The organism is Moorella sp. E306M, from assembly GCF_006538385.1.
Lineage (GTDB): Bacteria > Bacillota > DSM-521 > Neomoorellales > Neomoorellaceae > Neomoorella.
Window position 1 is genome coordinate 1,005,730 of the sequence record NZ_BJKO01000001.1, and the last position, 19,093, is coordinate 1,024,822.

Consider the following 19,093-nt stretch of genomic DNA (forward strand, 5'->3'; position numbering starts at 1 on the left):
AATAACATAAACAAAAGGCGGTTCCAGGAGTAAAAAAGCGGTAAAATGGCTCTATTTTACACCAGGCAGGGTAAAAGAAAGGGTGCTCCTTTACCCCGGGTATGACCGGGCCGCCGTGACAGGCCAAGAGCTATCTTGACAAATCTGAATTCCTGGCGTATAACCAAAGCTAGACCTATATACAGACAAGCGGAGGTGGTAACAATGCCTATCTACGAATACAAATGTGCCAAATGCGGGGTATTTGAACAGGAGCAGCGCATTACCGCCCCTCCCCTGGAGAAATGCCCCACCTGCGGCGGGCCTGTACACCGGCTGATCGGGCATAATATCAGCGTCATCTACAAGGCCGGCGGTTTCTATACCACCGAAAACCGCAGCCAGGAATATAAGGATAAGGCTAAAGAGGAAACGAAGACGGAAAGCAAGGCCAGTTAAGACCGGGGCCGGCCCCCTGACGGGGACCGGCCCTTAAAACTGGCGTTATACCCGGCGACCTGTTCAGCCCGCGCCTTTTCCTCCCCTATTACATATACTGGCAGCAAAGGAGGTGTCTCCCTTGCTGCCGGAATGCCCGCTGAATACCGATGAAGTTGAGCTCCACGTAGATAATGCCGTCATCCGGATAATCCGCCGCCTGACTTACGACCTGCCCCATGAAGTCTCCGCCTTTATCCCCAGAGCCGAAATCCGCCGCCGCCGCTACGAAAACGGCCATCTTGCCTGGGAAGAAGAGGTAATCTTAAACAGCCTGACTGTCGTCCACTCCCCCCTGCGCCCCCCCACCGGCGAAAGGCCGCCGGCTGCCGGTTCCAGCCCCGGGACACCTGCTGCCACTTCTTCAGGAAATCCCCGGGAAGGTGGACCGGCCCGCGTCCGCCTGAGTTATACTTAACCGAGCTTCCTGGAGAGGTGCCGGGCCCGGGAAAGCTGCCGGTGGACAGTAGCAATAAAATTAGAATTAAAAAAAGAGAGAAAGGGTCCCGCCCTCTCTGTTTATCATCTCATTTATCACCCGGTTTTTTTGCCTTCGCCGCCTGCACTGCCATTTTGTACTCCTGGCGTAAACTCTGTAATTTTTCCTGGACCCGCCGGGCCTGTTCACTGGCTAAGATCTCGAGCAGCGTTTCGGCCACTTCGGTACACTGGAGAGCCCGGCTGTTCATATAGGGCTTCAGGCTCTGGATAACGGCCAGGAGATTGGGATCGACAATATAATCGGCCATCTTGCTCCCTCCCGTTTCAATTTAATGAGAAAAGCAATCCTCTATAGTTAAAAATATGCAACTAAAACAATGTTGGTGCAGCGCTTGATTGATTACCTCCCGCATATATTAAAGGGAAGGATTTGTGGAGGTGGCCGCAGTGGAAAAGACCAATCTGCTTGAAGTCCTGCACCAATTACTGGGCCCCCAGCAGCAGGCCCTAAACTTTAATGAGATAGCCGGACTGTTAGGCCTGGTCGATCTGCTGGGTATCTTAAATCTCCTGCACGGTAATGTCGCCATACCGGCCAAGGCGGAGGGCAGCAACGTCATCCAGGAAGCCTTAAATGCCGTCCTGGGCCAGGGAAGCGGCGGCAATGTCAAACCGCCAGCCGACCTGGCCGGCCTGCTGGGCAAAAACCCGGCCTTACTCACCAGCCTCATGAATCTGCTCATGAGTGCCAAAGAAAGTAGGGGCGTCAAAGAAAAAGAAGCCCAGGAAACAGTACCTAAGCAGGAAAATCCCCCGCCCCAGCAAACCCGCAGTAATCGCTTTCGCAGTAACTAAAAAGAGCGCTATCCAGCGCTTTTTTTACGTATAAGGCCCTGGCTGCCCATCCACACTAAAGGCGGAATAAGGAAACAAGGAGGAAAATCTATGTATCCTTCCCGCCGCCGCTTAATCATACCGGTTCTCCTGGTTGTCATCTTAATCAGTGCCGCCCTGTGGCAGTTTTATCGCCAGGGGCATGTCCCCCGAGCCCTCCCCACCCAGGCCGGGGTACCGGTTGCTGTGGGGGATGAACTTAACCTCCTGGCACGGTTAATTGCTGCCGAAGCCGGCAACGAGCCTTATGAGGGCCAGGTAGCCGTAGGGGCCGTCGTCTTGAACCGGGTGCGCAGCCCCCTCTTCCCCACCAGCATCAGCGGCGTGATTTACGAACCCTGGGCCTTTGAAAGCGTCCACAATGGCCTTATCTGGCAGGTCACCAACCTGGCTTCACCTACCGCGGCTGCCGCCGATGCCTTGAATGGGTGGGACCCCACCTACGGCGCCCTTTTCTTCTGGAACCCGGCCAAGCCCGTCAGCCCCTGGATTTGGACCAGGACCATTATTACCCAGATCGGTAACCACGTCTTTGCCCGTTAAACCCCGAAAGGATGGTGCTTTAACTTGAAACGCAGGATTTCTACCATTGTCCTGACCCTGGCCCTGTTAATGGCCGTCGGCTGGGGCCTGTGGGAGAGGGCCAACCGTTTAACCCTGGCCAACGCCGTAGAGGCCGGCGGCCAGCGCGACTTCTATAACCTCTTGAGTTACGTAGAGCAGGCCCAGGTCAGTATAGGTAAATCCCTGGCCAGCAGTTCTCCCCGCCAGCAGGCCGTCCACCTGACGGAAGCCTGGAACCAGGCGGCTGCCGCCCAGCTGTCCTTAAGCCAGCTGCCTACCCCGGGCATAAAGCCCATCAATACCAGCAAATTCCTGGCCCAGACCAGCGACTACAGCAACTACCTGGCGCAAAAGCTAGCCCGAGGCGGGGAAATAAGCCCCCAGGAGAGGGAACAGCTGGCCAGGTTACGCGATGAAATGAAGCGGCTAGCCCTGGATCTCCGCCAGACGGAAAGCCAGGTAGCCAGCAAAGGTTTGCGCTGGAGCAGTTTCTACAGCACGCGGATGCCGCAGCCCTTAAGGACCATTGCCAGGCTGGCCGTTCCCGTCCAGGCCCAGGCCGGGCCCCTGGAGGGCTTCGTTAACGCCGACCGGCGCCTGCAAACCCTGCCCAGCCTGAACTACGACGGTCCCTTTTCCGATCATCTGGAAAAGCCGCGCCCCCTGGGCCTTAAGGGCGGCGAGATCTCCCAGGCTGAGGCTGAACGCAAAGCACTTGCCTTTGCCAACGACGCCAGCAACAGCAGTTACCGCGTCCAGGCCACCCGGACCAGCAACGGCCTCCTGCCCACCTTTGCCCTTAACTTAATAGACAACCGGCGTCCCAATGTGATAGTGCACATTGATGTCAGCAAACAGGGCGGGGAAATCATTTCCCTCCTCAATACCCGGTCGGTTGGCGCTCCCACCCTCGACGCTGCCAAAGCCCTGGAGCGGGCCACGGCTTTCTTAAAGGCCCACGGCTTTGCCAATATGCAGCCCACGTATACCGTGCGCACCGGTAATAGCCAGGTGATTACCTTCGCCGCTAAAGAAGGCGATGTCCTCCTTTATCCCGACCAGGTAAAGGTCAAGGTAGCCCTGGACAACGGGGAAATTACCGGCTGGGACGCGACACCCTACTATATGGCTCATCACAACCGCCAGCTGCCCAAACCAAAGCTAACCCCAGCCGAGGCCCGGGCCAAAATTAACTCCGGCCTCAAGGTTGAAGGCGTCCGGCTGGCCCTGATACCCCTGCCCGGGGGGATAGAAAAGCTCACCTATGAAGTTAAAACCAAGCTCGATGATACCTATTACCTCTCATATATCAACGCCATCACGGGTGAAGAAGAAAAGGTGCTGCAAATAGTTGACGTGCCTGGCGGCCAGTTGACTATGTAGCATAAATTTAACCCCGACCCAGGAGCCATGGAGGCTTGAGCCGGGGAAAGCAGCGAACCGCGGAGCTAAAATTCAACATCCAGCTGCTCCAGGACATTTTGAATGCGATTGCCGACCGAAGTCTGGTCCGAACCGGCAAAAAGGAGGCCGACGGCGTAATTTTCCTTGTCCAGGATCAGAGAGCCGCTGTCCCCCGGCTGGGCAAGAGGGCCGGTAACGAACTGGTCGCTGAACATACCGGTTAACCCTTCTTCCAGGAGTACCTTGACGGTGGCCTGGAGAACCTTAATGGTGGAGCGGGTGATGCCACTGGAACGCCCGCTCTTTACTACGTCCATGCCCAGCTCGGGCTCCCGGACACCCTTCACCGGCCCCAGATCCAGGATTTCCGTTTGGATAACATCTTTACTGACCGGCCGGGCCACGGCGCAATCAACAATATTGGTGGCCGCCGTCATTTTTTGCATCCTGACCTGGTAATTGGGCCGTACCAGGTGCACCAGGCGGTTGAGGATTTCCTGGAAGCGCAAAGCTCGACTGCAGGTAACCTCCTGAACGACAGGATGAATAGGTACAAAGCGTTCCAGGTAGCCGATTACCTGATCCCTGGTGCCGCCGTCATAGGGACCGGGCTGGAGGATGGGATCGCCGATGCTGGCCCGGCCGTCGCGGCCGCTTGTAATGTTGGCCAGGATGTGGTTATTGGAAAGGATGAGGGGTTCCCCCGTCTGCCGGTCTTTCACCACCGCCCCGAAGGTACCGGCGGTAATTTTATAATGGCCGATGCTCATCCCCGGCCGGGCCGGCCGCTGGTAATCGGTACGGCCCAGGAGCCGCAGTTCCCCTACCTCCAGGACATCGGTGTCCGCTTCATCCAGTACCCGGGGTATCCTGGACCCCCGCTGTAATCTAGCAACCGGTAATTTCTCCTTGACTAAGACTACAACTGCCGGCTTCTTGGTTATCTCGCCCCGGACGCTCTTAAATCCCTTCCCTACACCCACCACGTTAGGCAAACTCAAAAGATCCTCCCGGTACCTCGATAGGGCTCTATCTACCCTTTGCATGAGCGCCACTCCTCAAAGGTGACAATTTTAATTTACAATATGCTTGCACCCCAGGAGTGGTGCCACGGGCCTTTAAGTCGCGACCATTTGTTGTATAATACTAGTGAGAAACAGCCATTGCCAAGGGAGGATTTGCCGCCTTGCAGCCAGCCATCTACCTGGATAACAGTGCTACCACACCCGTTCTGCCCGCCATCGCGGCTGTAATGCATAAAATGCTGGTGGAAAATTACGGTAACCCCTCTTCCCTCCACGGCCTGGGTATTGCCGCTGAAAAGGCCCTGGCTCACGCCCGCCGCCAGGTAGCCGGCCTGATAGGCGCCCGGCCCTCGGAAGTCTACTTTACCTCCGGCGGCACCGAAGCCAATAACTGGGCCGTATGGGGTATCAGTCGCGCCCGCCGGCGCCAGGGTAACCACATTATCACCACGGCCGTCGAGCACCCCTCCTTGCTGGCCGCCTGCCGGCGGCTGGAGACCGAAGGTTTCGAGGTTACCTATCTCCCGGTAGACTCCCGGGGCGTCATCAGTGCGGCCGATCTGGAAGCCGCCTTAAGGAAAGATACTATCCTGGTAAGCGTTATGAGCGTTAACAATGAGACGGGAGCGCTGCAGCCTGTCGAGGAGGTTGCCCGCCTGGTCCGCAGCAAAAGCCGGGCCGTCCTGCATGTCGACCACATCCAGGGGTACGGCAAAATTCCCTTGAACTGTCAGCAGCCAGGTATTGATCTTATATCCCTCAGCGCCCATAAAATCCACGGGCCCAAAGGTACCGGTGCCTTGTATATAAAGGAAGGACTGCGCCTGGAGCCTTTACTCGTTGGCGGTGACCAGGAAGCCGGCCGGCGGGCGGGAACAGAAAATACGGCGGGTATTGCCGCCTTTGGCCTGGCAGCCGAGCTTGCTGCCGCTCACATGGAGGAACGGGTGGCCAGAATGCGGGAAATAAAAATCGAGCTGGCTACGAGGCTCTTGGAATCCATCCCCGGCGCGCGAATTAACGGGCCCCCTCCGGAGGAAGGCGCCCCCCATATTTTGAATGTCTCCTTCCCCGGCGTCCGGGCGGAAGTCCTGGTCCACATGCTGGAGCAAAGGGGCATCTACGTCTCCACCGGTTCGGCCTGCCACTCCCGCAAGCAGGAGGCCAGCCACGTCCTCAAAGCCCTGCACCTGGAACGCTGGCGCCTGGAAGGGGCCATCCGCATCAGCCTGGGGGCCCTAAATACTCCTGATGAAGTAACCCCTGCTGTCGAAGCTATAAAGGAATGTGTAACGGAACTGTGGGCTTTGTAGGAAAAAAGACTGTTTACGAATAGCAAGATAGCTATGTGCGGAGGAAATTTTCATGTATACATCCTTACTGGTGCGTTATGGCGAGATCAGCTTGAAAGGCAATAACCGCCCTTATTTTGAGGACAAACTCCTGGACAACATGCGCCGGGCCCTGGGCGACCTGCCGCCCCGCCGGATGCGCAAGACCTTCGGCCGCGTCTTCGTTGACCTGCATGACGACCTGGAAGCCGTAGCCCGGCGCCTGCAGCGAGTGTTCGGCATCGTCTCCATGAGCCCGGTAGCTACAGCTCCTCTGGAGATGGAAGCCATCAAAAAAGCCGCCCTGGCCGTTTTAAAGGATTCCCCCGGCACCACCTTTAAGGTCCAGACCCAGCGGCCCAATAAACGCTTTCCCCTCGCCTCGCCGGAGGTCAACCGGCAGCTGGGAGCCTATCTCCTGACCCACAGCCAGGGCCAGAAGGTAGACGTTCACCATCCCGACCGGATTATCCATGTGGAAATCCGCGACGAAGGAGCCTACATCTACTCCCGCATCATCCCCGGACCCGGCGGCCTGCCCGTGGGGGTCACCGGTCGGGGGCTGCTCCTGATCTCCGGCGGCATCGACAGTCCGGTGGCCGGCTACATGGGTATGAAACGGGGCCTGGAGCTCACGGCCCTCCATTTCCACAGCTTCCCCTTTACCAGCGAACGCTCCAAGGAAAAGGTCATCGACCTCTGCCGGGTCCTGGCGGGCTACAGCGGACCTTTCCGCCTGGTGGTAGCCCCCTTTACCAATATCCAGAAGGCCATCCGCCAGCACTGCCCGGAGGAATTTTACGTCACCATCATGCGGCGCATAATGTTCCGCATCGCCGGGGCGGTGGCTGCCAAAGAGGAGGCCCTGGCCATCCTTACGGGAGAAAGCCTGGGCCAGGTGGCCAGCCAGACCCTCCAGAGTATGGCCGTCATCAACAAGGTGGTCGACCTGCCGGTCTTAAGGCCCCTGGTAGCCTGGGACAAAAGCGAGATCATCGAGGTAGCCCGCCGCATCGGCACTTACGACATCTCCATCCGGCCCTACGAAGACTGCTGCACCCTTTTTGTCCCCAAACACCCGGCCACCAAACCGCCCCTGGCCCGGGTGGAGGCGGCCGAAAGGAACCTGGCCGTGGCGGAGCTCGTCGAGGAGTGCCTGGCAAGCCTGGAAATCCTAACAGTAGAGCCCGAAGATACTGGATTGTAAGCCGACGTGCCGCACCAGCGGCATGGGTGTCTTGTCTCTGACTTCTAATTTACGGGGGTATACCTTTGCGGGTCCTGTTAACCACTCTCAACGCCAAGTACATCCACGTCAACCTGGCCCTGCGCTACCTGCGCGCCTGCTGCCGCGACCTGCCCCACACCTTTATCCTGGATGAGTTCACCATCAATGACCACCCGGAACATATCGCCGCCGCTATCTACCGGTACCGGCCCGACCTGGTGGCTTTTTCCTGCTATATCTGGAATATCGACCCCACCCTGGCCGTGATCCAGATTCTCAAAACCGTCCGCCCGGACCTCCCTATCCTCTGCGGCGGCCCGGAGGTTTCCTTCGACACGGCCGCCTTTCTGGCGCAAAACCCCCAGGTTGACCTGGTGATCACCGGCGAAGGGGAAATCCCCTTCCGCGCCCTCATGGAACAACTGGCCGGGCAACAGCACCTCCCGGCAGGGGGCCGGGAGGAACCCATTTCCGCCTCCATAGCCCGGCCGGCCGCGGGGAGTTCTGCCGCGGGGCCCGTACCCGACCCGGCAACCATCCCCGGCCTGGCCTGGCGGCAGGGCGGGGAGGTTGTCGTCAACCCGCCGGCGCCGCTTCCCAGCAACCTGGACGCCATCCCCTTCCCCTACCAGGAAGACCTGCACGCCGCCGGCAACGACCTCCGCCAGCGCACGGTATACTACGAAACCTCCCGCGGCTGCCCCTTCGCCTGCGGTTTCTGCCTCTCATCCGCTACGGAGGGCCTGCGCTATTTCTCCCTGGAACGCGTCCGGGACGACCTGGAACGCCTGCTCAAGGCCGGCGTCCGGGAGATCAAGTTCGTCGACCGTACCTTCAACGCCCACAAAAAACGGGCCCTGGCCATCTGGGAGTTCCTCCTCTCCCGCAGGCCCCGCGCCCGTTTTTACTTTGAAATCGCCGGCGACCGCCTGGACGAAGAGATGCTGGCCCATCTCAACCAGGTACCGCCGGGTCTGTTCCAGTTCGAAATCGGCGTCCAGACCATTGACGCCGGGGTAAACGTCCTCTGCAATCGCCGCCAGGACTGGGAGCGCCTGGCGGCCAATGTCCGCCGCTTGCGGGAAATGGAGAACATCCGCCTGCACCTGGACCTCATCGCCGGCCTGCCCGGGGAAACTTACGCCGGCGTGGGCAAAAGTTTCGACGCCGTAGCGGCCTTAAAACCCCACGAGATCCAGCTCGGCTTCCTGAAACTCCTGAAAGGCACGAGCCTGCGCGCCCGGGCCCGGGAATTCGGTTACCGTTTCATCGACCGGCCGCCCTACGAGGTACTGGCCAGCAGCACCATTACCTACGAAGAAATGCTCCGCCTCCACAGCGTGGAAACCTTGCTCCGCCATTACGGCAACAGCCACCTGGCCGACCACGCCCTGGCCTACCTGGCTGCGACCGCCTTTGACGGCAGCTGCTTCACCCTATACGAGACCCTGGCCGCCTGGTGGGAGGCCCGTGGCCTCCTGCGCCGCGGCCACCGCCAGCGGGACCTTTTTGAGCTTCTGGCCGCCTTTGCCGCCGGCCTGTCCGGCCCCGCCGGTATGGCCCGGCCCGCCGCGCCAGGAGAACCGTACCTGGAAGAACCGGGCGCGCAAAGGGAGGCGGGACACCCTACTCCACCGGGCGCGGTATGGCCGGAACGCTTTTACCCCCTTACCGCCCGCCAGTTGGACCGTTTCTACCAGCTCCTTAAATTCGACTTTCTCTGCCGCGACCGCAGCCGGAACTACCCGGGCTGGATGCCGCCCTCGCCACTGACACAGGAAGAGCGCTCAAACTGCATGGCGCAGATAACCGCTCCCCGGTCCATAGAAAAATATATGCCGGAGCTCGCGAAAGAAACCCCGGCAAACCTGCGCCGCCACGGCTTTATCGAACTCTTCCCCTGCCACCCGGAGAGACCGGAACAGGACGAATCGACCCTCGTCTTCTTTTACTACGGTCCCCCTGGAAGTGAGACAAGGGTATATTGTTTACCCCTCATTGAAATAGAGCCGCAAATTTTTTAAATCAAGTATCGCGCCTGCTTGAATAAGTAAATCAAGGCTTACTCTTCCCTATCATTGTTCACCTGGCGGTGGAAAATATCCTCCAGGCTCATTTCCTCTTCCCCTACCTTAACCTGGCTCACCACCCGGGTCACGCCCCGGGCTTTAGCTGCCGCCTCCCGGGCCGCTTCCACTTCGACCGGCTCTTCCGCCCGGCCCTTTAAAACCACCGTGCCGTGGCCGTCAACGCTTTCGGCGCCAATATGGCGCAGGTCAACGCGCGGATCTAAGTCCAGTTCTTCATGGACCTCCATGGTTACGTCCTCGTCCCTGATGGCCCCGTCGGTGCTGATAGCCACGGCATTGGCTACGCCTTTCACCCCCGGAACCTGCCGCACCAGCCTTTCGGCCCGCTCCTTCTCCTTCAGGGTATCGACGATCCCCTGGAGCTGGACCTCGCCCGCTACCACGTCGGCGTTCAGGCCGTAACCGCGCAGATCCTTATCCTCGCGCAAAATCTGCCGCACCTTTTCCCGTAAAGAAGTATCGTCCATCATGCCCACTCCCTTGCTGTCAGTCAAATCTAGTATACCCCGGCAACAGCAAGTTCATGGGTGTGGGGCACCATTTAGATCAGGCAGGGGCAGTGTCAACACGCGGGCCTATCTCCAGCCTACTTTATCCATCAGCGCGCACCGGCGCTTTTTTCAATTCTCAAAAGGGGAATCAAAAAGCACCGGCGCACCGGCACTTACTGGATCTCCATACTTTTAAGAAACCTCTCAACCAGGCCTTCTCCCAAACGGAACCCTTTATTTTTTAAAATATCAATCATTGCTGGCGCTTCTTTACGATTAATTAGACCCTTGCTTACCGCTAAGTTGATTACACCTAGCACTCCTAACACCTCAAACCCGGCTTGAACTGCAATACGCCGCGCCTTCTTTTCGTCAATTATAAGCAGGTCAGCTTCGAGCTCATTCCCCAATACCAAAACCCCGGCTTCACCTGGTCCCAATACCGTCATCAAGAAGGCCACTTCTCTATTTGACTGCACTTTATGAACTATCAACCACCCAGCCTTCACGGCGTTTTCTACTTCTTGAACACCAGGGCCTCCAGGACCTCCTTGCAAAACTTCCTCATAAACCATTTCCGGTATAAAAATCTTATTCCACAGCTTTTTTACCAAATCTAACTGTCGCAAATGGGACAAGGCTATTAGCGTGGAAGTATCAGCTATTACCTTCACGCGCCAATAGCCTCCTTACGGTTTCCAAATCATGTTCTAATTCTTCTTCATCATAATTCAATGTAATGCCCATTTCAGCAAGGACATCTAAAAAAGCGCTATAAGACACCCCGCTCATTTCAGCAGCCTTGCCCAAAGAAACCTTCCTTTCGGCGTATAATGCAGCAGCCAGCCTCTTTAATATTTCCCCTGCCAAATCTTTTTTCCATCCTAAACTTTCATAGACATCGTCAGGTATTTTCACAACAACCTCTTTCGCCATTTCAGTCACCTTCCTCTATCCCATTTTACCCCAGGACTGCCAATTTATCAATATTGCCTGTGCTACTATGCAGAAGCTGTGTTACCTGATGTTCCAGATAGGTGAGCTGGCGCGGGATATCGGTACCATCCTCAGCACCGACCCGGCCGACTACCTGGCCGACCCATACCAGCCGGGTAACGCGTCTTTAACCCTGCATAGATTTATGACCAGGGACTATCCGGAAGGAACTTTAGCCTACAATCCCGGCGCAAAACCTTTATCCATCAATCTCTTCAGCATAACTACGGCTTCGGCCCTGGTGGCGTGCTCCAGGGGCGCCAGGCCGTCATCGCGGCCGCCGATAATCCCGGCCGTTACTGTTGCCGCCATGGCCGAGCGAGCCCAGGAGGGAACAACCGCCTGATCTTTATAGTTCTGCAGGACGGCTTCCACCCGGCCGGGCTCCTGCTGCACCGCCAGGCCTTTCAAGGCCAGGGCGTTGGCCAGCATGGCCGCCATTTCCGCCCTGGTCACCGGATTGTCGGGCTTAAAGGTCTTATCCTCGTACCCGTGCACCAGCCCCGCCCGGACAGCGGCGGCAACGGAAGGAGCGTACCAGGCTTCAGGCGGCACATCGCTAAAGCCGGCTGCCGCCCCCGGCGTCGGCAGATCCAGGACCCGTTGCAGGAGGCTCGTAAATTCGGCCCGGGTAATCTCGCGGTCAGGCTCAAACCGCCCCTCCCCCACGCCGGCGGCGATATGCCTGGCCGCCATAATCTCTACATCCCTGGCCGCCCAGTGGCCCGCCAGGTCGGCAAAATCAGCCCGGTACTCCAGGACGATGTAACTCCCGTCCCCGGGGAGGGCAAATTCCAGGTAGGGATTCCCTTCCACCCCATGACCGCCGCGATAAACCAGGGAACCATCGCTTTGCACCTGGTAAACGCCCAGGAGGTCCCGGTCCAACCCCTGCCGCTCTTCATATTTTATCCTGGCAGGGATGCCGGCCGGGAGCCCCGCCTTATCCCCGGCGGTGAGGGTATAAACCATGCCTGCCGCCCTGTAGCCCGGCCCGTTGATGCCTTTTACTTGCGCCGGGTCCGGGCTCTCCTGCCGGCACGTCAGGTCTACTGCTCCGAAGTCGCTCAAAGTCGCCAGGGAGGCCGGCGGCAGGGTCAGGACCACCGGGCCGTAGTCCAGCTCCAGCTCCGCCTTTTTCTGCCCCAGGTCCCGGAGCAGATCAGACGGCAGAGAAAAGGTCCGGGTAGGAACAGTCTCCCCGGCCAGGGAAAGGACCAGCTTGTTATCCTTTATCCCGGCGGCCGCCTCCGGGCTCACCCGCCAGGTAACAACTCCCGCAGCAGCGTCGCGCTGGATCTCTTCTCCCGTACCGGCCGGAGGCACTGCCGCCCCGCCCCCGCCGGATACGGCCTGCCCGGTGCTCCCCAGCAGGGCGGCTACAATCTGCTCCCGGACGGCTTCCAGGGCCGGCGGGAAATTGCCCTTCAGGATGGATTGAATGTCAGAAGTTGCCGCCAGGGCACTGGCCAGGGTACTGTAATTACCCGTCAGCAGCACTTCCGCCGCCGTTTCCATGACCAGGGCGTTCACGTCGTCTTCATCCTTGAGGCTGCTCGTATCGGCATTAGCAAGCCGATCCTGCACATCGGCCAGGAAGGAACGGATGTCGCTGTCCATGGCCTGCTCACTGCTATTCAGCTTCCGGTACTCTTCCAGCAGTTCCTGGCGATAGGGCTGGTAGGCGGGATCATCCTTCAGCCGGTCATACAGGCCGGGGAGATCCAGCCCCGCGGCCGGGGCGGCCGGCCCTCCCACCAGGGACAGCAGCATAAGGAACAACAGCGTCCAGCAGGTAAAAACCCTCGTAGAAACCCTCCGCAGCAACCTTCTCCCCTCCGATTAAAAAATAGGGGGCATGCCCGCCTGCGGCAGGGCATCCCCCGTACCTTTTTTAGCAAGCAAGTTAGACTTAGATGCGGTCCTGCAGCCGCTTGAGCATGACCACCGTTTCCGCCCGGGTGGCATTGCCCAGAGGCACAAAGGTGGTGGCCGTCCGGCCGACAATCAGCCCGGACTCTACCGCCACAGCCGCGCTCTCCCTGGCCCAGGCCGCAATGCTGCCGCTGTCGCTGAACCTGCTCAAGATATCATCCATCCGACCGGTAACGTCCACTTTCCGGCCGGCGTAAGCCAGGGCCCTGCTCAACATGGCGGCCATCTCCTGGCGGCTGATGGCCCGATCGGGACGGAAGCTGCTGTCCTCATAGCCGGCCACCAGGCCGGTCCTGGAGGCAGTCACTACGGCGCCGTAGTACCAATCGTCGGGCTGGATATCAGTAAAGGGATTGGCAGCGGTTCTATCCTCACTGATACCCAGGGCGCGGAGCAGGAAGGCCGTAAATTCCGCCCGCGTCACCTGGCCTTCCGGATTGAATTCGCTGGTCGTGATGCCGGCCGCAACGTGGCGGGCAGCCATGATCTCGATATCCCGCTGGGCCCAGTGTCCCTGAATGTCGCTGAAGGTTTTATCGTAGGCCAGCACCGTGTACTTCGAGAAGGAATTGAGGACGGCGCTGATAGTATTGGTGGTCTTATCGACCCGGCCGCCCCTGTATTCCCAGGCGCCGGCAGCTACATTGTAACGATAGATGCCCAGCTTGTCGGCGTCCACACCCTGCGGGCGATAGGTCAAGGTAAGGGTTACCGGTTTGGCCGGGGTTACCGCCTGCTGGTCGTCGCCCTTAACACTATACAGGTCGATCTCGATAACGTCCGCCGCCTGGCGCATGCCGGCCGGGAGGCCGCCGGTAAACGCCCGGGCCTCTGCTTCATCCAGGACCTGGAAGGCGAAATTAATTTTTGTTTCCGGGTCGGCCAGGATCTCCGGCGGTATCACTCCTGCCGGGAGAAGCGCCTTGACGCCGGCCACTTCCAGGGAAAGGGCCTTACCGGCTTCCGCGGCTTTGGTAAAGACGGCGGCCGGCAGTTCCACCGTAGCGGTCTTGACGGTCACGTCGGCCGGGATGTCGGCCTTAAAGACCACCGGGCCGGAAGTCTGGGCGATCAGCTCGGCCGCTTTGGCCGCATCGATTGTGGTCGTCACGCTGCCCGTCGATTTGTCGACCGTTACCTGGCCGAAGTCGGTGGTAGTGGTGGATTTCCCGGTCTGGGAGGTGCCGCCGCCACCACCGCCTCCGCCGCCGGAAGCAGCGCTAGTGGTTACAATAAGTTCAGGGCTTGCGGCCGTATTCTCCAGATTATCATAGGCTATTACTTTATAAGTATAGGTTGTTGACGCGCTAAGGCCGGTGTCAGTATAAGTGTTGCCTGTTATCAGCTGGGCGTTAATTTTATTGTTGTTGCGAATAATGTCGTAACCCTTGATCCCCGAAATGTCAGTAGCGGAAAAATTCAATACCACACTGGAACTGGTGACATTCCCCTTGGTCAGGGTAACATTAGCCGGCGGGGTGGTATCCTGCAGAACTGCGTAAGTCGAGAAGTGTTCAACTTCCGCTTTAACGATATCCCCATCCAGCCAGCTCGGCTGATATTCCCATTTGTTGTTATTTAGGTAGAAAATGGCAACTTTATCTGTATCGGTTTTTCTTTTTAGGCCGATGGTCACCTTTTGGCCTGCCGGCATTTTGGGAAAGGAAATATCAACAACCTCGCCGCTGATTGCAACGCCAGACGGTGGTGGTTGTACGCTATTAGCATCTTTTTTCTCAACTGTTAGTTTGGCATCGGCTGGCAATTTAAACCCTGCTGGCAGAACAATCTGGATGCTAGCATCATCGCCGAAAGTCAAGGTAGCAGGTTCCTTGAGTTCGCCAGAAGATGGATCGACAAGGTCACTTAACTGAGTTCCTAAATTAACTTCTACCGGTGTTCCAATTGTTACAGGTATAGGTGGCTGAACTGTCACGGTAAATTCAGCCAGCCAGGCATTGTCGGCCATGTTGCCAGGGTGGAACGCCCGTACCTTGACCGTTCCCCCTGCTTTGGCCCGGAGGATATTACTATAATTATCAAAATCGGCAATACTGGTATCTAATGATTTCCATTTCAACACGCTGCCTGGAATATTGAAGGTCGTGCTCCCGCCAGGTACCTGCACCTTAAGGTTGTAGGCCTTGGTGCTGCCGGCATAAATAGGCACGCTAGTATTCTCCTGCGGTACCGTCACCGAGCGTATGTAGCCTTTCAACAGGGCCTGCTCGGCGGCTTTACCATCTACTGTATCACGCAGGGCGTCCTTTACATTGACCAGCTTTTCGACGCTCCAGCCGAGCTGCTCAATACTGTACCGGAAGGGCGACTGGACGCTGAGGGCTGCCTGCCGCAGGTACTGCTCGAAGGCTTCTAAAACCTCGTTGTAGTTTTTATCCCGGATGAATCCAGACAGGTCAGTCAGATTGTTTTTAAGCACCCCCGGCATCGCCCGCTCCGTATCTATTACAAACTGCCAAGCGTCGTCCAGGGTGACACCTTCTCCCAGAAGATTGCTCACCGTCGAACCCCATGTACTGCGAAAAGCCTGTAGTCTATTTTGAAGTTCGCCTGCATCTGTGGAATATTGAATGGCTGCTGCTTCCTTAAGCATTTCAGCTAGAGTAGAGACGGCATTATCACCAAGGCGCGAAGTCACTGCCTGGGTTATTAGCCCATTGCTAGCTATAATACCCTCAATGACGTTTTTATCAAGCCCCGCAATCTCATTCTTCGCCTCCTGGATAACAGCCTTATCCCCGTCATCCAGGCAGTTATACACCGGCTGGAGCCTCTCAACCAGCTCGCCTACCGGGTCGCTAGACGACGCCGCGGCATGAGGCACGGCCGGGATGCCGGCCAGCACCAGGCTCAGGCAAACAACAACGGCCAGGTACGACCATAAACCCTTGATGCGCACATCTAACCCTCCTAACGCCCCCTCCGGACCCGCCCGTAACGAGCCTTTCAGAGGCAAATTTTGTTAACTCCCTCCAGTTCACTTGCTATATTCGCCATTTTTGGTAATTCCTCCTAAAAAACCAAAACCAATAAGAAAAGTTTACCATCAAACCACTACAAACACTCAAGCCTGTCTATTACAACCTGCCCCGCCTCAAAAACGCCATCACCCCTCCCCGGCAGATAAGCTGTCCAAAAATGAACAAAAGAACGATACCGCCGGCTGCTTCCGGCACATACACAGAAGGGTCGTGCAGGAGCCCCGCCAGCCACTGCCAGAACCACTCTTCCGGGCGGCCCCGGGGAAAGCCCCAGCCGTACAGGGGCCAGAGGAAAGTAGCCGGGTAGCGCCACATCCCGTCCAGCAGGTGGTGCATGAGGCTACCCCCGGCCAGGATCAGGCCCCCCGGCCGCCGGCAACGCCGCCACCACAGCAGGCCGGCGGCCCAGGCAAATAATAAAAAAACCAGGGTGTGGGCGTAGATACGGCCGTTACCCAGGGTTTCCTTAAGAATCACCCCGCCCAGGGGCTTGTCGATAATATCCGGCAGCATAGAACCGATAAGGAACAGGCGGTAATCTATCGGCCCCGGCGGCCGCATCCTGCCGCCCGGCCTCTGCCTGCCGCCTGAACCCATCACCTTTTCTATCACCCTGGCTGCCGCCAGGGTCAAACCCGCGTGACCTAAAAACAGCATCAGCTATGCCCACGTGCTTCCTTTCTAAAGAAAATCAACCTCACGGTAGCGTAAAAAATGGACCGCGCCGTGCATCTAGGGCTGCCGGCTTTTAAAGCATCAAATTTCAAGGCCAAGCGTCTCCTTTAAATAGCGTTTCCGAAACGGGGCAAAATCAAAATACCTATCCAGCGTGTATTCCTCAAAATCAACTCTGATATTGGGGACATTCTCTATTAACAGGTAACCGTTTTTTAGAACGGTATATTTGAAGGATAAAGGAGCTCTATTAATAACCCTGACATCGATTGGGAAAGGAATGAGCTGCCGGAGGGAATCTTCCAACTGCATCTCATAAAGGAAGTAATCTGAATCTATCCTCTCATCATTGATATAAACGGCCAGATCAATATCCCTGAAAGGACCTTCACAGAGAAAAGAACCGTGAAGATAGGCAAAGGCTATCTCCTCTCTTCCTTTTAAGCAGGCAGCAATTCTTTGAAGCAGGCTATGCTTCTCCTCATCAGTCAAGGAATAGAACTTAAACCGTTCCAAACTCCTACCTTCCTTCACTTTGGGCGTCCTAATTTTTCTAAAGCGCTCGCCGGTATGCGCAGTTGCCGTCCATAGCGCAAGGCCGGCAACTCCCCCTTTTGCACTCTCCTCAAGACCGGGATTAAGGCACATCGGCAAAGAAGCTGTAAATCTGGGCCGCTGTAAGCGGCTGCAATTTTTCTTGCAAATCAGCAGATTGCTTAGTCCAGATGGAACGGGTTTAAAACCACTATCCCTTCGTAACGCTGGCCGGTATTAAGGTCTTCGGTCCAGATAACATCGCAGCCCAACTTTTTGGCGCTGCAGATAATAAGCGAATCCCAAAATGATAATTCATTCCGCTGCTGGATTTCAATAGCTTCCAGAACATCCTCGACATCAGGCACATGCAGTGTCCACTGGCCTAAATCGGCAATTATCCTTGCGGCCGTTTCCGGCGCAACCGGTTTTGCTACCTTTTGAACTATCGTCACGTAAAACTCTTGCAGCACCTGCAGACTAATACAGCCCTGACGGGAGTCCCACAAACTTAATATAAGATCCCTGGCCTTCTCATGTTTTTTACCCGCCGAGATATCATGAGCATAAACGAGGACATTAGTATCGACGAACTGGCGCCTTAAATTATCGTTCATGGATATCTGCTCTCCGCCAGGTAATTCTACCCTCGGTACCAAGGCAAAAACCATTTCTTAACAAAGCAGTATGGCGTTCGCGAGCCTTGGCGTAGCTATCTTCTTGCCGGACGAGTTCCTCAAGGGTTCGAGCCAAAAGGCCCGACACAGAGGTTTGCCTCTCTATAGCTATATGCTTAACCTTTTGCAGTACCTGCTTAGGTAGGGATAAAGTAATATTTTGATATTCCATTTTAAACACCTCCACGTAAATAAGTGTAACCCATATTTACGTGATATACAAGGCCTTTCAGCTTCTTGCTACCCACGCCCGGCTAGAAAACCTGCCCATCCTTACCGCTGATCCCCAAATTGCCCGTTAGGCGTACTCCGGAGCCGGCAGCGCAGTTGTTTGGAGCCTAAAAGCACCTACTGGAGGTCCCCGGCGATCTTTCCTAAAATAACTGCCCGCGCTTCTTCTATAGTTCCGGCAGTAAACAGCTCATCCAGAATGCGGTCCAGGATTTGGAGGTCGCTTATTTTCTGCACCTTTTCCTCCAGGTCAGCCGGCTGTTCACCAAACCTGCGCGAGAGATATTTAAGAATCGTTTCTTTTTGGGCTTCTATCCGGCCTTCCTTCAGGCCTTCCATTCTACCTTCCATTCTACCTTCCATTCTGCCTTCCATCCGGCCTTTTTCATGCCAACTGGTAGTAATCTGCATGATTGTCTCAGCCTCCTTCTTATCAATTCTACCCAGTTCACAGTTGAGTCTTTCTTCTTCCTCCTGGCTTAGCTTCAGGTAGCTCTCGAAGAATCCGGCCAACATCTCCATCCGCGCCGGGTCCAGTTTTAACCTGGTCAGCATGCGCAGGAATTCTAACTTTACCTGCACCCTCTCTTCATCTTTAAAACCCATTTTACTAAGAAGCGCGGCTGCTACCGGATTGTTGCTGTGAATATATTCCCGCCACGGTAGCTTCTTTAGTTCCAGTTTATAGAAACGAAAGCGCAATACGTCTAGAAAAGTAAATCCACTTGTGAATGTATCGGGTTCGTCCCGTACCTGGTCGTAAGTAAAGATGGCTATCGGCAGGATCTTGCAGCGGTATTGCTCGTAAAGGCGACTGAAGTAGATAAACATCCTCTCGTTGAATTCTTTTTGCACATAACTTTGCGGCTCGATGTGAACCATAATCAGGCCTTCTTCGCCTTTAAGGCGGGTCTCTACCAGAATATCGACCTCGTGTTTTTCGCCGGCAGTGACGTCGGTAAAGACTTCCTGCTGTAGGAATCTTACATGGGTAAAATCAATGGCTTCATATGCCCGGGGGAAAAAGGCTTGCATGAATTCAGCAAAAAAGGTCTCGATTAGTTCCTTAAAAAGCCGGTCGTGATCGATGTTCATTCG

At 56.5% G+C, this 19,093-nt stretch carries 20 protein-coding genes; 8 read left to right on the forward strand and 12 right to left on the reverse strand.

Going from position 1 to position 19,093, the window contains the following annotated elements; translation table 11 throughout:
• Window positions 1-204 precede the first annotated feature (204 nt).
• Both FLZ89_RS05330 and FLZ89_RS05335 read left to right on the forward strand, forming a co-directional pair.
• Window positions 205-438 (forward strand): FmdB family zinc ribbon protein, encoded by a 234-nt coding sequence (locus FLZ89_RS05330; protein ID WP_054935597.1) that lies wholly within the window; start codon window positions 205-207, stop codon window positions 436-438.
• A gap of 121 nt (window positions 439-559) precedes the next feature.
• On the forward strand, window positions 560-895 hold the full coding sequence (locus FLZ89_RS05335; RefSeq protein ID WP_141263773.1) for a hypothetical protein: 336 nt from the start codon (window positions 560-562) through the stop codon (window positions 893-895).
• A gap of 109 nt (window positions 896-1,004) precedes the next feature.
• Here FLZ89_RS05335 and FLZ89_RS05340 read toward each other — a convergent pair whose 3' ends face one another.
• Window positions 1,005-1,226: a hypothetical protein gene (locus FLZ89_RS05340; protein ID WP_141263772.1), complete on the reverse strand. Its 222-nt coding sequence runs from the start codon at window positions 1,224-1,226 to the stop codon at window positions 1,005-1,007.
• 139 nt (window positions 1,227-1,365) lie between these two features.
• Between FLZ89_RS05340 and FLZ89_RS05345 the strand changes: the two genes are divergently transcribed.
• The 3 genes from FLZ89_RS05345 to ypeB all read left to right on the forward strand — a co-directional run bounded on the left by FLZ89_RS05345 (window position 1,366) and on the right by ypeB (window position 3,759).
• Entirely contained in the window at window positions 1,366-1,773 is a 408-nt protein-coding gene (locus FLZ89_RS05345; protein ID WP_141304574.1) for a hypothetical protein, read from the forward strand.
• A gap of 90 nt (window positions 1,774-1,863) precedes the next feature.
• Complete coding sequence (locus FLZ89_RS05350) at window positions 1,864-2,355, forward strand: cell wall hydrolase (protein ID WP_141263770.1); 492 nt, start codon at window positions 1,864-1,866, stop codon at window positions 2,353-2,355.
• Window positions 2,356-2,379: 24 nt separating this feature from the next.
• On the forward strand, window positions 2,380-3,759 hold the full coding sequence (gene ypeB / locus FLZ89_RS05355) for a germination protein YpeB (RefSeq protein ID WP_141304575.1): 1,380 nt from the start codon (window positions 2,380-2,382) through the stop codon (window positions 3,757-3,759).
• A 65-nt stretch (window positions 3,760-3,824) separates the two neighbouring features.
• Here the strand turns inward: ypeB and FLZ89_RS05360 are convergent, their stop codons facing one another.
• Window positions 3,825-4,826, reverse strand: a complete 1,002-nt coding sequence (locus tag FLZ89_RS05360; protein WP_141263768.1) for a hypothetical protein — start codon at window positions 4,824-4,826, stop codon at window positions 3,825-3,827.
• A gap of 140 nt (window positions 4,827-4,966) precedes the next feature.
• Between FLZ89_RS05360 and FLZ89_RS05365 the strand changes: the two genes are divergently transcribed.
• The 3 genes from FLZ89_RS05365 (at window position 4,967) to FLZ89_RS05375 (ending at window position 9,388) form a co-directional block, all read left to right on the forward strand.
• Window positions 4,967-6,118: a cysteine desulfurase family protein gene (locus FLZ89_RS05365; protein ID WP_141263767.1), complete on the forward strand. Its 1,152-nt coding sequence runs from the start codon at window positions 4,967-4,969 to the stop codon at window positions 6,116-6,118.
• 52 nt (window positions 6,119-6,170) lie between these two features.
• The gene (thiI, locus tag FLZ89_RS05370; protein ID WP_141263766.1) at window positions 6,171-7,343 is read left to right on the forward strand and encodes a tRNA uracil 4-sulfurtransferase ThiI; all 1,173 of its coding nucleotides are present in this window, start codon (window positions 6,171-6,173) and stop codon (window positions 7,341-7,343) included.
• A 65-nt stretch (window positions 7,344-7,408) separates the two neighbouring features.
• Entirely contained in the window at window positions 7,409-9,388 is a 1,980-nt protein-coding gene (locus tag FLZ89_RS05375) for a B12-binding domain-containing radical SAM protein (RefSeq protein ID WP_141304576.1), read from the forward strand.
• A 38-nt stretch (window positions 9,389-9,426) separates the two neighbouring features.
• On the opposite strand, the gene FLZ89_RS05380 is transcribed toward FLZ89_RS05375, so the two are convergent.
• The 10 genes from FLZ89_RS05380 to FLZ89_RS05430 form a co-directional block, all read right to left on the reverse strand.
• The gene (locus FLZ89_RS05380) at window positions 9,427-9,948 is read right to left on the reverse strand and encodes a BON domain-containing protein (protein ID WP_141263764.1); all 522 of its coding nucleotides are present in this window, start codon (window positions 9,946-9,948) and stop codon (window positions 9,427-9,429) included.
• A gap of 170 nt (window positions 9,949-10,118) precedes the next feature.
• Window positions 10,119-10,619 carry a DUF3368 domain-containing protein gene (locus FLZ89_RS05385; protein WP_141304577.1) on the reverse strand — a complete coding sequence of 167 codons (501 nt, stop codon included), beginning with the start codon at window positions 10,617-10,619 and terminating at the stop codon, window positions 10,119-10,121.
• Window positions 10,603-10,881: a UPF0175 family protein gene (locus FLZ89_RS05390; RefSeq protein WP_141304578.1), complete on the reverse strand. Its 279-nt coding sequence runs from the start codon at window positions 10,879-10,881 to the stop codon at window positions 10,603-10,605. The genes FLZ89_RS05385 and FLZ89_RS05390 overlap by 17 nt, the downstream gene beginning before the upstream one ends.
• A 237-nt stretch (window positions 10,882-11,118) precedes the next feature.
• Window positions 11,119-12,768 (reverse strand): S-layer homology domain-containing protein, encoded by a 1,650-nt coding sequence (locus FLZ89_RS05395; protein ID WP_141263762.1) that lies wholly within the window; start codon window positions 12,766-12,768, stop codon window positions 11,119-11,121.
• An 85-nt stretch (window positions 12,769-12,853) separates the two neighbouring features.
• Window positions 12,854-15,796: an S-layer homology domain-containing protein gene (locus tag FLZ89_RS15640; protein ID WP_172613455.1), complete on the reverse strand. Its 2,943-nt coding sequence runs from the start codon at window positions 15,794-15,796 to the stop codon at window positions 12,854-12,856.
• Between the two features lie 178 nt (window positions 15,797-15,974).
• Window positions 15,975-16,535: a metal-dependent hydrolase gene (locus tag FLZ89_RS05405; RefSeq protein ID WP_141304579.1), complete on the reverse strand. Its 561-nt coding sequence runs from the start codon at window positions 16,533-16,535 to the stop codon at window positions 15,975-15,977.
• A gap of 99 nt (window positions 16,536-16,634) precedes the next feature.
• On the reverse strand, window positions 16,635-17,201 hold the full coding sequence (locus FLZ89_RS05410; protein ID WP_172613456.1) for a nucleotidyltransferase domain-containing protein: 567 nt from the start codon (window positions 17,199-17,201) through the stop codon (window positions 16,635-16,637).
• 68 nt (window positions 17,202-17,269) lie between these two features.
• Window positions 17,270-17,704 carry a PIN domain-containing protein gene (locus FLZ89_RS05420; RefSeq protein ID WP_141304580.1) on the reverse strand — a complete coding sequence of 145 codons (435 nt, stop codon included), beginning with the start codon at window positions 17,702-17,704 and terminating at the stop codon, window positions 17,270-17,272.
• Entirely contained in the window at window positions 17,694-17,936 is a 243-nt protein-coding gene (locus tag FLZ89_RS16545; protein ID WP_141304581.1) for a CopG family transcriptional regulator, read from the reverse strand. The genes FLZ89_RS05420 and FLZ89_RS16545 overlap by 11 nt, the downstream gene beginning before the upstream one ends.
• Before the next feature lie 176 nt (window positions 17,937-18,112).
• Window positions 18,113-19,090, reverse strand: coding sequence for an Rpn family recombination-promoting nuclease/putative transposase (locus FLZ89_RS05430; RefSeq protein WP_141304582.1), 978 nt, complete (start codon window positions 19,088-19,090; stop codon window positions 18,113-18,115).
• Window positions 19,091-19,093: the final 3 nt, after the last annotated feature.

Bases quoted from the DNA above. Each gene is read 5' to 3' on its own strand.
- FLZ89_RS05330 (WP_054935597.1), top strand. From the start codon at position 205: ATGCCTATCTACGAATACAAATGTGCCAAATGCGGGGTATTTGAACAG.
- FLZ89_RS05340 (WP_141263772.1), bottom strand. From the start codon at position 1,226: ATGGCCGATTATATTGTCGATCCCAATCTCCTGGCCGTTATCCAGAGC.
- FLZ89_RS05350 (WP_141263770.1), top strand. From the start codon at position 1,864: ATGTATCCTTCCCGCCGCCGCTTAATCATACCGGTTCTCCTGGTTGTC.
- FLZ89_RS05360 (WP_141263768.1), bottom strand. From the start codon at position 4,826: ATGCAAAGGGTAGATAGAGCCCTATCGAGGTACCGGGAGGATCTTTTG.
- thiI (WP_141263766.1), top strand. From the start codon at position 6,171: ATGTATACATCCTTACTGGTGCGTTATGGCGAGATCAGCTTGAAAGGC.
- FLZ89_RS05390 (WP_141304578.1), bottom strand. From the start codon at position 10,881: ATGGCGAAAGAGGTTGTTGTGAAAATACCTGACGATGTCTATGAAAGT.
- FLZ89_RS05405 (WP_141304579.1), bottom strand. From the start codon at position 16,535: ATGCTGTTTTTAGGTCACGCGGGTTTGACCCTGGCGGCAGCCAGGGTG.
- FLZ89_RS05410 (WP_172613456.1), bottom strand. From the start codon at position 17,201: ATGTGCCTTAATCCCGGTCTTGAGGAGAGTGCAAAAGGGGGAGTTGCC.
- FLZ89_RS05420 (WP_141304580.1), bottom strand. From the start codon at position 17,704: ATGAACGATAATTTAAGGCGCCAGTTCGTCGATACTAATGTCCTCGTT.
- FLZ89_RS16545 (WP_141304581.1), bottom strand. From the start codon at position 17,936: ATGGAATATCAAAATATTACTTTATCCCTACCTAAGCAGGTACTGCAA.
- FLZ89_RS05430 (WP_141304582.1), bottom strand. From the start codon at position 19,090: ATGAACATCGATCACGACCGGCTTTTTAAGGAACTAATCGAGACCTTT.